Genomic DNA, 972 nt, shown 5'->3' with positions numbered 1-972 from the left:
TTGGTCGGGGTACAAATATGCTAAGTAAAGATTTAGAGCTAACGCTAAATGAGGCATTTAAGAATGCTCGAGACAAACGTCATGAGTTCATGACGGTTGAGCATTTGCTACTAGCCTTGCTAGATAACGACTCTGCCTTAAAGGTTTTAGATTCATGCGGTGTTGAGCTCGCAATACTTCGTCAAGAGCTGACAGAGTTTGTTGATTCAACAACGCCTTTAATTCCAAGCGCCGACGACGAGCGCGAAACACAGCCTACTTTGGGCTTTCAACGTGTCTTACAGCGCGCTGTTTTCCATGTTCAATCTTCTGGGAAGAAAGAAGTTACTGGTGCAAACGTACTGGTGGCTATTTTTAGTGAGCAAGAAAGCCAAGCGGTATATGTGCTGAAAAAGCAGAATGTGGCGCGTATCGATGTCGTGAATTTCATTTCACACGGTATCTCGAAAGTTCCTGGGCAAGCTGAAGAGCAAAACACTGATTCAGAAATGGCTGAAGAAAGTGCCGAGGGTTCTGGCCAAAGCAATCCGCTTGAAAGCTATGCTGAGAATTTGAATGAAGTTGCGCTACAAGGACGCATCGATCCTTTGATTGGACGCGATCACGAAGTAGATCGTGTTGTTCAAATTCTTTCTAGACGTCGCAAAAATAACCCGCTTTTGGTGGGTGAAGCTGGTGTCGGTAAAACTGCGATTGCAGAGGGCCTAGCTAAGAAGATTGTTGAGAATGAGGTTCCTGAGATCATTGCAAATGCTGAAGTTTATTCTTTGGACTTGGGTGCTCTTTTAGCTGGAACTAAATATCGCGGTGATTTTGAGAAGCGGTTCAAAGCGCTATTAGCAGAGCTTAAGAAACGCGAGCACGCGGTTTTATTCATCGATGAGATTCACACGATTATTGGCGCTGGTTCAGCATCCGGTGGTGTCATGGATGCTTCTAACCTACTTAAGCCATTGTTGAGCTCAGGTGAGG

General features: G+C 45.1%; 1 protein-coding gene. It reads left to right on the top strand.

Annotated features, from left to right (window positions below; genetic code table 11):
- Window positions 1-17 precede the first annotated feature (17 nt).
- A partial coding sequence (locus A3739_RS06705; RefSeq protein ID WP_156502411.1) for a Clp protease N-terminal domain-containing protein occupies window positions 18-972 on the top strand: 955 nt, incomplete at its 3' end.

This window comes from Oleiphilus sp. HI0067 (assembly GCF_001635735.1).
The sequence above is the reverse complement of the archived record's forward strand: the minus strand, read 5'-3'. Positions and strand labels throughout refer to the sequence as shown.